At 36.7% G+C, this 12932-nt stretch carries 12 protein-coding genes and 1 other annotated feature; of the genes, 8 read left to right on the top strand and 4 right to left on the bottom strand.

What is annotated here, in order from left to right:
* The first annotated feature begins 320 nt into the window (after positions 1-320).
* The 3 genes from BJ095_RS11080 to BJ095_RS11070 all read left to right on the top strand — a co-directional run bounded on the left by BJ095_RS11080 (position 321) and on the right by BJ095_RS11070 (position 3382).
* Positions 321-1730 carry a tetratricopeptide repeat-containing diguanylate cyclase gene (locus BJ095_RS11080; protein ID WP_107933773.1) on the top strand — a complete coding sequence of 470 codons (1410 nt, stop codon included), beginning with the start codon at positions 321-323 and terminating at the stop codon, positions 1728-1730.
* Positions 1731-1842: 112 nt separating this feature from the next.
* Positions 1843-3144, top strand: coding sequence for an MBL fold metallo-hydrolase (locus tag BJ095_RS11075; RefSeq protein ID WP_107933771.1), 1302 nt, complete (start codon positions 1843-1845; stop codon positions 3142-3144).
* Positions 3134-3382 (top strand): DUF3006 domain-containing protein, encoded by a 249-nt coding sequence (locus BJ095_RS11070; protein ID WP_107933769.1) that lies wholly within the window; start codon positions 3134-3136, stop codon positions 3380-3382. Before BJ095_RS11075 ends, BJ095_RS11070 begins: the two co-directional genes overlap by 11 nt.
* Positions 3383-3436: 54 nt before the next feature.
* Here the strand turns inward: BJ095_RS11070 and BJ095_RS11065 are convergent, their stop codons facing one another.
* Positions 3437-4051, bottom strand: a complete 615-nt coding sequence (locus BJ095_RS11065; protein ID WP_107933793.1) for a PH domain-containing protein — start codon at positions 4049-4051, stop codon at positions 3437-3439.
* A gap of 223 nt (positions 4052-4274) precedes the next feature.
* On the opposite strand from BJ095_RS11065, the gene BJ095_RS11060 reads away from it, so the two are divergent.
* A complete protein-coding gene (locus BJ095_RS11060; protein ID WP_107933767.1) occupies positions 4275-5066 on the top strand; it encodes an HAD family hydrolase in 792 nt (263 codons plus the stop codon).
* A 304-nt stretch (positions 5067-5370) separates the two neighbouring features.
* Here BJ095_RS11060 and serA read toward each other — a convergent pair whose 3' ends face one another.
* Positions 5371-6990 carry a phosphoglycerate dehydrogenase gene (gene serA, locus BJ095_RS11055; RefSeq protein ID WP_107933765.1) on the bottom strand — a complete coding sequence of 540 codons (1620 nt, stop codon included), beginning with the start codon at positions 6988-6990 and terminating at the stop codon, positions 5371-5373.
* Positions 6991-7111: 121 nt separating this feature from the next.
* Positions 7112-7351 (bottom strand) — a binding site (T-box leader).
* Between the two features lie 388 nt (positions 7352-7739).
* Between serA and BJ095_RS11050 the strand changes: the two genes are divergently transcribed.
* Both BJ095_RS11050 and BJ095_RS11045 read left to right on the top strand, forming a co-directional pair.
* Entirely contained in the window at positions 7740-9386 is a 1647-nt protein-coding gene (locus BJ095_RS11050; protein ID WP_107933763.1) for an FAD-binding dehydrogenase, read from the top strand.
* Positions 9387-9456: 70 nt separating this feature from the next.
* Positions 9457-10239 (top strand): enoyl-CoA hydratase, encoded by a 783-nt coding sequence (locus BJ095_RS11045; protein ID WP_107933761.1) that lies wholly within the window; start codon positions 9457-9459, stop codon positions 10237-10239.
* A 51-nt stretch (positions 10240-10290) separates the two neighbouring features.
* Here BJ095_RS11045 and BJ095_RS11040 read toward each other — a convergent pair whose 3' ends face one another.
* On the bottom strand, positions 10291-10476 hold the full coding sequence (locus BJ095_RS11040) for a YhzD family protein (RefSeq protein ID WP_107933759.1): 186 nt from the start codon (positions 10474-10476) through the stop codon (positions 10291-10293).
* A 216-nt stretch (positions 10477-10692) separates the two neighbouring features.
* Here BJ095_RS11040 and yhaM point away from each other — a divergent pair, with 216 nt between their 5' ends.
* Positions 10693-11631 carry a 3'-5' exoribonuclease YhaM gene (gene yhaM, locus BJ095_RS11035; protein WP_107933757.1) on the top strand — a complete coding sequence of 313 codons (939 nt, stop codon included), beginning with the start codon at positions 10693-10695 and terminating at the stop codon, positions 11629-11631.
* A gap of 127 nt (positions 11632-11758) precedes the next feature.
* Here yhaM and BJ095_RS11030 read toward each other — a convergent pair whose 3' ends face one another.
* Positions 11759-12343: an SCO family protein gene (locus BJ095_RS11030; protein WP_107933755.1), complete on the bottom strand. Its 585-nt coding sequence runs from the start codon at positions 12341-12343 to the stop codon at positions 11759-11761.
* Positions 12344-12504: 161 nt separating this feature from the next.
* Here BJ095_RS11030 and BJ095_RS11025 point away from each other — a divergent pair, with 161 nt between their 5' ends.
* Positions 12505-12840 carry a zinc ribbon domain-containing protein YjdM gene (locus BJ095_RS11025; RefSeq protein ID WP_107933753.1) on the top strand — a complete coding sequence of 112 codons (336 nt, stop codon included), beginning with the start codon at positions 12505-12507 and terminating at the stop codon, positions 12838-12840.
* The last annotated feature ends 92 nt before the right edge of the window (positions 12841-12932 follow it).

The raw sequence follows: 12932 nt of genomic DNA, 5'->3' as shown, positions 1-12932 counted from the left end.
CTAATTCCGCTCCAACATCTTTTTTCTCATTATAAACAAAAGTACCCTACAAGAAGGACTTTTTTTAAAGTGTCCATCTTATAGGGTACATTTTAATTTTTGGGGGCCTTTTTATAATGGCTTAAAGGTGTATTTTATAGTAATTAACTCATTTTGTTATTTCAAAAAAAAAGTTGAAATGATATAGTGTTTAAAAAGACTGAATTTTCATTTTTGCAAGATTTTTAGATTACATTTATTGTAAATGATTCGTAAATCATGTATAAATAGATTATGATTATTATGAGAAAAGTAATGGGGATTGGTTAGGGAGTGATGAGTTGCAAGAACTAGAAGAATTGAAAATTACCATGGAAGCTCTAGTTAGAGAAGACCGCTTTAACGAATTTTTAAACTTATTTGAACCAACAGCAAGTCTTGCATTACAAGAAAAAAACTATAATTTATTAATAGATTTATATATAAAAAGAAGCAAAATATATTTTATTCTTGGGGATATCCAGAGCTGTATTGGTGATTTAAAGAAGGTTACAGAGTGGATTGACGAGCATGGGGCAGATGGACAAAAAACAATTTATTTAAATATGTATGCTACAGTCTGTGGTGAGCTTGGAAATCAGAAGAAGAATTTCGAATATTTAAATAAGGCGAAAGCTCTTGCAACGAAATTAGATGATATTCTCACTCTATGTAAGATATACAATAATTTAGGTGTTTACTACTTAGTTGAAGAAGAACCAGCAAACGCAGTAGAGCATCTTCAAAAAGGTCTTGATTTATCAAAGAAGCTGGATGATTCAAATGAAGAAGAGCTGATAGTGCTGCTGAAGCTAAATTTAGCCAAGGCTTATACAAACCTAGGAGAATTCATAAAAGCAGAAGAGCTTTTTGATTTTTTATTTGACTATATAGATGGTAAGCAATGGATGAAAACGTCTATTTACGTCTTGCAATATAAGGGGCTGTGGTTTAAAGCACAACAACGTTTTGAAGAAGCAAATGAGATTTTAGTGAAAGCCAAGGACTTTGCTTCGAAAAATAATGATTTAATTTTATTAGAAGAGATTAATAATATTTTGTTAGAGGTGGTCACGGAGTTGAACGATAAGGATCTTCTGATCGCCATACAAAGGGACTATATTAATATCCTTTTGAAGATAAAAGAGATTAATATAAATCAGAATTTACTACAAATCGAAATGACTCAAAATGAAAAACAATTTGAATCGATTTCAACTAAGGATCCCCTAACAACCTGCTACAATCGCCGTTACTTTGAAAAAAATATTAAAAAGTGGTTAAAAGAAGCGAATATGACTGCACAATTAATCGGCTTCTTTATCCTTGATGTCGATTATTTTAAACAAATAAATGATCAATTTGGCCATCTTGTAGGGGATGATGTATTAAAATCTGTTGCCAATATGGCAGCGGAGTATTTATCGGCATATGATAGTATTTTTGCACGCTATGGTGGGGATGAATTTGTTGCAATGGTTAAAGTTTCATCTAAGGATGAGCTGATAGAAATTGTTGATAATCTTTATAATCACATATCAGACACAATTATTGAACTCGATGAAGAAAAGATATCGATTAGTATAAGTTTAGGTGTTAGTACTAATGTGAATGGGATGCTAACGGATTATAAGGAAATCTTTAAATTAGCAGATGATGCTCTTTACGAGTCAAAACGTAATGGACGTAATCAATATACAGTGAATACTTAAAAGGAATAGCGAATAATGCTATTCCTTTTATTTTGCGAAAAAAAGGGTATCTAAAGATTAAATGCATTTACACTATGTATAATGTAAATTGTGAAGGAAAGGAAAAGACATTATGCGAAAAATTTTAGTTATAGTTAGCTGTATATTATTTCTAGTTGGTTGCTCGAGCAATACGGATAGTACGTCGAGTAATCCAGCAACCAAAAATCAAAATGAACAGATTGAAGATGAGGCTGCCGATTCAACGATGGTAGTCAATGATTTATTGAGAGTGCATTTTATAGATGTGGGTCAGGGCGATTCCATTTTGATTGAGTCTCCAAACAAGCACAATATGCTTATCGATGCAGGAACAAAAGGGGCAGGTCAGGAGGTTGTTAACTATTTGAGCAGTCTTGGTATTGAAAAATTAGACTATGTTGTTGCAACCCACCCCGATGCAGATCATATTGGCGGCTTAATTGAAGTGATAAATACACTTAAAATTGATAACTTTATTGATTCGGGCAAAGTACATACATCGGCAACTTATGAAGAAGTATTATCGCTTATTGAAACTAACAATATTCCATTTCAGGTGGCAAGTATAAATGAGGATGTATTACTTGATGATAAACTCCAAATTTCAGTTTTAAGTGCAGATCATGATGCAAAGGATAACAATGACGCATCAATTGTTTTAAAGCTAGTCTATGACGAGATTTCGTTTTTATTAACAGGTGATGCGGGAATTGAGTTAGAAGAAGAAATGATGGCTAAGTTTGATATGCGTGCAACGATTTTAAAGGCAGGCCATCATGGTTCAAATACAAGCAGTTCTTTACAGTTTATAGAAGCAGTCCATCCAGAAACGACAATATTGAGCTATGGACAAGATAATTCTTATGGACATCCCCATTATGAGGTTATTCAAAATCTCCAGCAGGTTGGAAGTAAAATTTACGGTACAGCTGAAGCGGGAACTATCGTAGTTGAAACAGATGGAGAAGAGTATGACGTTCTAGCTGATGAATGGACAGGAATCGGGGCAACAAGCTCAATAGCGCCATCGAGTAACGGTGAAGGCGAGAGCGACCCAAACACTAATAGTAATAAGGATAAGAAGAACATTCAAACAACTGGAGATATAGTGATTGATAACTTAGATTTAGAAGGCGAAGTTGTAGCGATTAAAAATAATGGTACAGAAGATGTAAACCTAGCTGATTGGCAGCTCTATTCAGTAGAAGGCAATCAAATGTTTACTTTCCCAAAGCTTACATTATCCTCGGGACAAATAATTTTTGTTACTAGTGGTCCTGATGCAAAGGATGGGGATGGTTATATAAAATGGACAGGTCGTCAAGTGTGGTTAAATAGTGGTGATACTGCCCAACTACTAAATCCGAAAGGGGAAATTGTTAGTGAACAATAACGCTTATACATTAGATCGTTTCGAAGGGGATTATGCGATATTCCTAAAACGACCTGACGAAACGGATCAATTATTAATCCATCGTGCAAAGATTGATGTTCCAGTAAATGAAGGGGATATAGTGCAAATCCTCGATGATGGAGAAAATTATCAAATTACAGTTTTGCAAGAGCAAACGGAGGCGCAAAAAGAAAAAGTTCAAAATTTATTGGACCGATTGAAAAATCAGAAAAACTAGCATTATGATGAATAAACCCGTACTCGTAGTAGGAAGAGTACGGGTTTTTATCATTTAATTTCTTATAAACAGATCAAATACATCACTATAATCTTCTTTTGTGTAGTTTCGGCTACTTTCCTGTAACCATTGATTTGTAAATTCAGCGATGGATTTAAAGGATTCAGAAGGAGAAGCTTGGCCATGTCCTGAAGAAGCAAGGCTCCTCGTGGCATATTCTAAGCTATCGAACATATAGTTTCGATGCTTTTCATTTTCACGCATGATTCGCTCCATTGTGACTAAGCATTTATACAGGTCTTTTGCTTTCTCAGAAAATTTTTTATGAATCTCAATGTTAAAAGCAGTTTCACCAATCGTGAATTTTATTTCATTATCTAAATCCATTGTTCCGATTGTTTCGAAGGATACTTGACGTAATGTATTAAATTTATAGTCATACCGTTTTAATGTACGTTTTTTACTAACAGCTGAATCACCGTACACATGAATTAATGCTAAATTAGTAAAGCAATATTCATCTGTCTTGGTTTTAACAAGAAAGTAAATATGCTCTCCCATTTCGTAAAGAAGATAATCATCCGATTCCGTTTTATCATAATCAAAGGGTTCAAACATTTTCCCAATATCCGATAGTCCTAGAGCGTCAGATGCAAACTTTTTAATCATCATCTCTCTCCCTCTTCTGGTAGCTAATTGGTGTTTAAATGAACATATGCTGTTGCCAGAGCTTGTATAACTTCAATTAGGTGACCAGATTTTATTTGGTAAAAGGACAAATAAGCTGGAAATCTATTATCCTAATAATTCTGAAAATATGATAAAATTATTAGTGAAAACATAGTTGTTACGCCGAATAGATAGCAAATCGAATGATATGGGAGATAGGGACATGCCAATAAAAACAATTATTTTTGATTTAGACGATACCTTACTGTGGGATAAGCATAGTGTGAAAACTGCTTTTGAAAAAACCTGTGAGTATGCACAGCAAATATGCTATATTGATGCAGCTGAGCTTGAAGAAGCTGTAAAAATCGAAGCCCGAAAGTTGTATGAAGCCTACGAAACTTACGATTATACTGTTCTAATTGGCATTAATCCCTTTGAGGGACTATGGGGAACATTTGACGATCCAACAGAATCCTTTCAAAAAATGAAAGAGATTATTCCGGCATATCGCAAAGAAGCCTGGACAAAAGGCTTAATGACTCTTGGCATTGACGATGCGACACTTGGTGCTGAATTAGGGGAGCGTTTTGTTGAGGAACGTAAAAAATCCCCATTTGTATATGAGGATACATATGCAGTGTTAGATGAGTTAAAGGATAAATATCAGCTGGTATTACTAACAAATGGAGCACCAAGTTTACAAAACCTAAAGCTTGAAATCACTCCAGAGATTCGCCCTTATTTTGATCTAGTTATCATTTCAGGTGAATTTGGAAAAGGTAAGCCAAAAGTAGAGCTATTTGAATTTATGATGGATAAAGCAGGGATTACAGCAAGTGAAGGAATTATGGTTGGCGACAACTTAAACACAGACATTAAAGGCTCTGCAGGCGTAGGCATGAAAAACGTATGGATCAATCGTGAAGGCAAAGTAAACGATACAGAAGTAGAACCAACCTATGAAGTAGCATCTCTGACAGAGTTTCTGGAGCTGCTCAAAACGATAGAGTAACTAGAAACAGGTGAGGGAAATGATAGAGTTTCCTTCATCTGTTTTTTGTTTGTGGGTGGGGATGCGTTTCATAAGGGGGGAATGCGGCAAGTAAAAGTAAGCCCGTGATGCACTTCATAACCAAAATGAACCTTATTCCCAAAGCCAACCTCAGTCCAAACCGTATCAGACACCGCATCACACACCAAAATTACACCTCACTCCTCCTGTTGAACTCGATCTAACTACATCCACAATCCACAGGCTTCATATAAAACACATAAAAATGCCTCACCACAAAATCGTCGTGAGGCATTCCAGCTTATTAAAGTGTGATAGCTTTTACTTCATCGATATTTTCAAGCTGTTCTACGTAGTTTAAGTCTTCAGATGTTACTTCGTTATCGATAGTTAGCATCATAATTGCTGTTCCGCCTATTTGATCGCGGCCAACCTGCATAGTTGCGATGTTAATATCTTTTTCTGCAAGCTTTGTAGCTACACGGCCGATAGCTCCTGGTTTATCAGTATTTTTAATGTAAAGTAGGTGACCCTGTGGAATCACGTCTACTACATAGTTTTCTACTTTCACGATACGTGCACCTAAACCATTAAGCAGTGTACCAGCTACAGTGTGAACTTCGTTTTCAGTCTTCACTTCAACTGTTATTAAGTTTGTGAACCCTTTAGCAGTTGTTGTTTTATGTTCATTAATTTTAATACCGATACGTTCAGATAAGTAGCGTGCATTCACATCGTTTACATGCTCTCCGTGATTTTTCTTCAATAAGCCTTTCAAGTTATTTGAAGTTAAGGGACGCACATCATAGTTTGCCACTTCGCCCGCATATGAAATGTTGATTTCTTTAATCGGCTCAGTTGTAACTTGAGATAGGAATGTTCCTAATTTCTCTGCTAGTTCAAAGAATGGCTCTACCTGTGCCAATAATTCTTTTGGTATGGATGGCATGTTCACTGGGTTTGTAACCGTGCCTGTTTTAAAGAATTTGATAATATCGTTAGAAACGTCAACAGCTACTGATTCTTGTGCCTCGATTGTTGATGCACCTAAGTGGGGTGTAGCAATTACTTGAGGTAAAGTTAGTAATTTATGATTTGTTGCTGGCTCTTCAACGAAAACGTCAAGTGCAGCGCCTGCTACTTTACCCTCAACGATAGCATTATATAAATCCTCCTCATCAATAATACCACCACGTGCACAGTTTATAATGCGTACGTCGTTTTTCATGATTGCGAATTTATCTTTATTTATCAAGTTGCGTGTCTCTGGTAATAATGGCGTATGTACCGTGATAAAGTCAGCAGCTTGAACCACCTCATCAACAGTCCCTTTTGTAATGCCAAGCTCTTTTGCACGTTCTTCAGTTAGGAATGGGTCATATGCAATAACATTCATTCGTTGACCTTTTGCGCGGAAAGCTACTTCTGTTCCGATACGGCCAAAACCAACAACACCTAAAGTTTTGTTTTTGAGCTCTACACCTACATAAGATTTACGATCCCAAACCCCATTTTTTAAGGCGTTATAAGCCTGAGGGATGTGACGAGCAAGTGATGTCATCATTGCAATCGTATGCTCTGCAGCAGAGTTTGTATTACCATCCGGTGCATTGACAACAATTACCCCATGTTCAGTAGCAGCGGCTAGGTCAATATTGTCAACGCCAACACCAGCACGCCCAATTAACTTTAAGTTTTTTGCAGCAGCAATAATTTCACGCGTCACTTTAGTTTGGCTACGTACTAAAAGCACATGAACATCTTCAATTCTAGCGATTAATTGTTCCGGTGTAAGGCCTGTTTCGATTACAACGTTTAGGTTTAATTCTGTTTCTTGGCGAAGAGGGAAAATCCCATCCTCACTTAGTGGATCAGCGATAAAGACATTAATAAAGTTAGTTGCAGTTACAGTTTTTGTTACCATAAATAATCTCTCCCCTTAAATGAATTTACGAATTATTTTGACAATTAAGTTGACACCTGATGTTAGAAGTGAATTAAAAAATGAAAAAAATAAAAGCCTCCCACACCCTACATATTTTTATGTAAGGGGCGAAAGGCAAAATTAACAAACTTACGCGGTACCACCCTTATTCGCTGCCAAAAATAATTTTGGTCAGCCTCTAAGCAAATGCGTAACGTGCATGACACGGACAAGCATACTTTAAGTTTTCAGCTTATCTATTCAGGAGTGGAACTACAATCGTAGAAATCACTGATTTTCACCAACCATCAGCTCTCTAAGGATTTCAATCGAACGAGCATGTCTCCATCGTTATATTTTTCGTTGATTTAATTGTTAACATCATAATCCCTATTGTTCAGTTCTGTCAACAGAATATCTAAAATAATTTGAAAAACATTATGAAAAGGCTTACTTTTCACATTAAAATACGAACTATATTTACGTTTCATTTAAATAATGTTCGCTAATTGGATAACGTATTTTCGGAAGGAATTTCCTCGTAATAAATAAAATAAGCTTAAAAGTCAGAATATTATTGCATTTATTGCTAACAGGGATGTTAGAAAACGATAAAAGTAATTTACACAATTAACGCGATAAAGCGAATATTGTCAGTCAAATGAAAAAATAAAAAATAAAGTTTAAAGGGAAACAAAAAATGCATCAAGAAATCTATATATAGGCTAATAGTCAAAAGGGGTGGAAATGTGAAATATGATGTTGTGATTGTTGGTGCAGGTCTTGCAGGTCTAACAGCTGCCTGTGAATTAATCGACTCAGGGAAAAAAGTATTACTAGTTGACCAAGAACCTGCAAATTCAATTGGGGGGCAAGCATTTTGGTCGTTCGGTGGCTTATTTTTAGTGGATTCTCCAGAGCAAAGAAGGCTTGGCATTAAGGATTCTAAGGAATTAGCATGGCAAGATTGGATGGGGACTGCTGGGTTTGATAGATTAGAAGACGAGGATGAATGGGGATATCAGTGGGCAAAAGCCTATGTGGAGTTTGCAGCAGGAGAAAAATATGAATGGTTACAGTCTCTGGGCGTAAAATTTTTTCCGGTTGTCGGTTGGGCAGAAAGAGGAGGCTCATTAGCTGGCGGACATGGAAATTCAGTACCTCGTTTTCATATTGTTTGGGGAACCGGTCCGGGAATTGTTGAGCCTTTTGCCAAAAAGGTCGAGCAAGCTTCACTAGAAGGCAAAATAGATTATAAACCTCGCCATAAGGTAGATGAGCTTCTTTCTTCAAATGGAGTAGTTGTAGGAATAAAAGGGAAGGTCCTTGAAGAAAGTTCAATTGAGCGAGGGCAGGAAAGCTCGAGAATAGAGGTAGGGGAGTTTGAATATTATGGCGATGCAGTTATTGTGGCTAGTGGAGGAATTGGAGCAAACCTAGAGCTTGTGCGAGAAAATTGGCCAGGCAGACTTGGGGAGCCACCGCAAAGTATGGTGACAGGGGTTCCTGCTCATGTGGATGGACGAATGCTGAAAATCTCAGAGAATGCTGGCGCAAGAATTGTGAACAGAGACAGAATGTGGCATTACACTGAGGGGCTGAAAAACTGGAATCCAATCTGGCATAATCATGGAATAAGAATATTACCAGGACCATCTTCTTTATGGTTTGACGCATTAGGAAATCGTTTTGGTGCTCCAAATTTCCCCGGCTTTGATACTCTAAGTACCTTAGAGGCTATTTCAAAAACTGGGTACGATTATTCTTGGTTTATATTAACTGAAAAAATGATTGAAAAAGAATTTGCTTTATCGGGATCTGAACAAAATCCAGACATTACAAACAAAAGCATTCAACAAATACTAAAGCGAGTTTTACCAGGTCCACCAGCTCCAGTAAAGGCCTTCATGGATAATGGCGAGGACTTTATCATTGCAGATAGCTTGAAGGATTTAGTAGAAGGCATGAACAAGCTGGCTGGCAACGAATTGCTCGATTTTATAAAAATAAAAGATCAAATTCTAGCTAGGGATCGTGAGCTGGATAATAAGTTTACAAAGGATATGCAGGTAATGGCAATTCAAAGTGCCAGACAATATTTGGGCGATAAATTAATAAGAGTAGCTAAACCACATAAGCTTCTAGATTCAAAAAATGGGCGGCTGATTGCAGTTAGGCTAAACATTTTGTCGAGAAAAACTTTAGGTGGCCTGCAAACAAATTTAAATGGACAAGTACTTGGTGAAAGCGGGGAGCCGATTCCAGGACTGTACGCAGCTGGTGAAGTGAGTGGCTTTGGTGGAGGTGGCGTTCATGGCTATCGATCGTTGGAGGGGACATTTGTTGGAGGATGTCTGTTTACTGGAAGAAAAGTTGGTGAATATTTAAGTAAATAAAGGGAAAATGTAGAGAAAAGTTGAATATATATACTGAATGGATATTCATTTTAAACTTGGGGGTAATAGAATGGCTTATGAAACAATCAAGATAGAGATTGCTGATCGACGTGCAACCTTATCCTTTAACAGACCGAACGTTGCAAATTCTATGAATCTATTAATGATGCAGGAGCTTGCTGATTGCTTAGAATTCTTAAAGGATAATCCAGAGGTTCAAATTTTAGTCATTAAAGGGGAAGGGAATATTTTCTCAGCTGGTGGTGACATTAAAATGATGGTAACCTCAGGTGAGCCTAAGGACTTCGAAAACATTATGAGCTACATAACGCGTATGGTATTAGCTCTTTACCAATTACCGATGATTACGATTGCAGAAATTCGTGGTGCAGCGGCAGGTCTTGGCTTTAGTTTGGCACTTGGGTGTGACGTTATCGTGGCAGAGGAGAATAGTAAGCTTGCGATGAATTTTATAGGAATTGGATTAATTCCAGACGGTGCTGGTCATTTCTTTATGAAAGAGCGAGTGGGCACACCAAAAGCAAAACATTTAATTTGGGCTGGCGATGTCATGAATCCAAAAGAAGCGCATGACTTAGGGCTGATCGATTACCATGTTGAAGAAGGGGAAGCGGGTAGCTTTGTAGACCAACTTGTTGGGAAGTTTTTATCCTCTCCAATCTTAGCAATGCTTGAAACGAAAGAAATTTTGCATTCAGAAAAATTGCCTGAACTTACTAGCATTTTGAAAAAGGAATCAAGCGGGCAAGTGAAAATGCGTAAAACAGAGGATCATTTAGAGGGCATTAAAGCATTTATAGAAAAAAGAGCACAACAATTTAAAGGTAAATAAAACAAAGGCGTCTCGAGATATTCATCGAGACGTCTTTTATGCTGCTAAAAGTTAAATATGGAATAAAACAAGCTTACCAGAAGAGTTCACTAGGCGATGAGTTTTTTCTTCTACGCCTTTTTCTTCTATTTGCTTTTGACCTTCCACTTTGGCAATCTCTTCACTTTCAAATGTCCAAACTTCATCAAATAAAATTTCCCCTGTTTTTTCAAACGCTGTAAATCGAAAATTTTCCATATCATCCCTACCCCTTTTTATAGAAGATATAGTACATTATACAAGATATATTGAGATAATTCATCGTAAATAAAGAAAATTCAATTAATCGAAGGAGTTATTTTCTATTAGGTAAAAGAAGTAGTTCTTTAGAATTTCAATCGTATCAGTCGAGATTGCATGTTACAATAGTAGTATCGAAAAATGAACTAGTATATAAAAAGGAGTGTTTTCTATATGAAAGGAATCACACAACTCCAAGCGGGTGAACAAGTAAACCAATTTTTATTGATCAAGCAAGCTACTAAAGGTGTTACAACCGTAGGAAAACCTTTCATGACACTCATCCTACAAGATAAGAGTGGAGATATTGAGGCGAAGCTATGGGATACAAATGAAGACCATGAAAACATGTATCGTCCTGAGGTAATTGTACAGGTCGGCGGAGAAATTCACGATTATCGAGGGAAAAATCAACTGCGAATTAAGCAAATCAGAGTTGTAAAGCCAGAAGAGGGAATCCAGATAAATGACCTTCTACCGTCAGCTACAACGCCAAAGGAAGAATTGTATGAAGAACTAACACAATATTTCTTTGAAATTAAAAATCCAAGTATTTCTCGAATTACAAGATACATTCTGAAAAAGTATCAACCAGAAATTACTGTTTTTCCAGCAGCTTCAAAAAACCATCATGACTATGCGTCAGGTTTAATAGACCATGTTGTTTCAATGCTGCGTCTTGGAAAATCTATTTGTGATTTATATCCATCCTTAAACCGAGATTTAATTTATGCTGGTGTGATTTTACATGATATCGGAAAAGTAAAGGAACTTACAGGACCGATTGCAACTTCCTATACGGTTGAAGGGAATTTACTTGGCCATATTTCAATTATGGTAGACGAAATTGGACAAGCAGCAAAAGAATTAAATATCGATGGAGAAGAAGTCGTTATTCTTAAGCATATTGTTCTTTCCCACCATGGAAAAGAAGAGTGGGGAAGTCCGAAGAAGCCTATGATCCAAGAGGCAGAAATTCTCCATTACATCGATAATATCGATGCGAAGATGAATATGCTTACAAGAGCCTTAGCTAGAACCAAACCAGGCGAATTCACAGAAAGACTATTCCCACTAGATAACCGCTCGTTCTACAAACCAACATTTGAATAAGTAAATAAAACAGGGCACTTCAAAAATATTGGAGGCCCTATTTTAATTTTAGAATAAATTAGACGAGGTTCTCAGCCTTATCTAACGCTAATCTTCACAGCAGGTATCCCGAAAGCTTTTCGGCTCCTCACTGAGCCAACTTCTTCAAATCACTAACAATATCCTGAGTAGGCACGTTGCTGTAACCATCATAGGATTTAACGACTGTTCCGTTCGAATCTACAAGAAAATACTTTATATCATGGATTACGTCATCACTGCCTGTTAACTTTTTGGCAACGGTATTAAAGGACTGGAGAGCGAATTGAGATATTTCTGTTTGCTCATAGCCTGTTAAAAGCTCCCATTTCGACTCATTTTCTACTGGATAGTAGGATAAATAGTTATCTAATACCTCAGGTGTGTCATAAGCAGGATCAACTGAAAAGCCGACAATTTTATAATTTTGAATGCCTTCATTTTCAATAGCAGCATGAACGTCCATCATATTGGAGGTCATGGGTGGGCAGACTGTATCACAGCGAGTATAGATAAACATGGCAAGCCATGGAATCCCTTTTAAGCTTGTTAAGGACACTTGCTCGTTTTTTTGATTGGTGTAGTCAAAATCCATTACCTTAAAATCATGTTCAGCTTCAAATTTAGCAGTGGAGCATCCTGAGAGTAAAAATAGTAAAACTAAAGCTGTCCCAGTAATTAAAATTTGTTTCATAATAAGCTCACTTTCATATTTTTAAATATTAGTTTGTACAAAAAAGAGAAATATTTGTCCTTTAAATCGTATTCAATCCAGGATATTTAGAAAGTATGGTGGAAAGGAAGAGATTTCTATATACTTAAGACTTGATCTAAGAAGATTGGAGGAGAATTGAATTGAGTTTACCGAATTGCCCAAAATGTAATTCAGAATATACATACCAAGATGGAGAGTTATTTGTGTGTCCTGAGTGTGCCCATGAGTGGACAGCAGGAGAAGAACAAGCTGAAGATGATGTGCTTGTTGCAAAGGATGCAAATGGCAATATTTTAGCTGATGGGGATACAGTAACAGTTATTAAAGATTTAAAGGTAAAGGGAAGTTCGTCTACCTTGAAAATTGGCACGAAGGTGAAAAATATCCGACTTGTAGAAGGAGACCATAATATCGATTGCAAAATTGATGGGTTTGGTGCCATGAAGCTAAAGTCTGAGTTCGTTAAAAAAATCTAGCTAGTTTCGGTAGACTATGACTCGATTAGTATCTGTGCTTTCATGTGCAATCTATAAATTTAAAACCAAAAAAACGCGTAAACTTTTGAGGG

Origin of the sequence: Ureibacillus chungkukjangi (assembly GCF_003217295.1) — a bacterium.
Classification (GTDB): domain Bacteria; phylum Bacillota; class Bacilli; order Bacillales_A; family Planococcaceae; genus Ureibacillus; species Ureibacillus chungkukjangi.
The sequence above is the reverse complement of the archived record's forward strand: the minus strand, read 5'-3'. Positions and strand labels throughout refer to the sequence as shown.

Bases quoted from the DNA above. Each gene is read 5' to 3' on its own strand.
- BJ095_RS11075 (WP_107933771.1), top strand. From the start codon at position 1,843: ATGCGAAAAATTTTAGTTATAGTTAGCTGTATATTATTTCTAGTTGGT.
- BJ095_RS11065 (WP_107933793.1), bottom strand. From the start codon at position 4,051: ATGATTAAAAAGTTTGCATCTGACGCTCTAGGACTATCGGATATTGGG.
- BJ095_RS11060 (WP_107933767.1), top strand. From the start codon at position 4,275: ATGCCAATAAAAACAATTATTTTTGATTTAGACGATACCTTACTGTGG.
- serA (WP_107933765.1), bottom strand. From the start codon at position 6,990: ATGGTAACAAAAACTGTAACTGCAACTAACTTTATTAATGTCTTTATC.
- BJ095_RS11045 (WP_107933761.1), top strand. From the start codon at position 9,457: ATGGCTTATGAAACAATCAAGATAGAGATTGCTGATCGACGTGCAACC.
- BJ095_RS11040 (WP_107933759.1), bottom strand. From the start codon at position 10,476: ATGGAAAATTTTCGATTTACAGCGTTTGAAAAAACAGGGGAAATTTTA.
- yhaM (WP_107933757.1), top strand. From the start codon at position 10,693: ATGAAAGGAATCACACAACTCCAAGCGGGTGAACAAGTAAACCAATTT.
- BJ095_RS11030 (WP_107933755.1), bottom strand. From the start codon at position 12,343: ATGAAACAAATTTTAATTACTGGGACAGCTTTAGTTTTACTATTTTTA.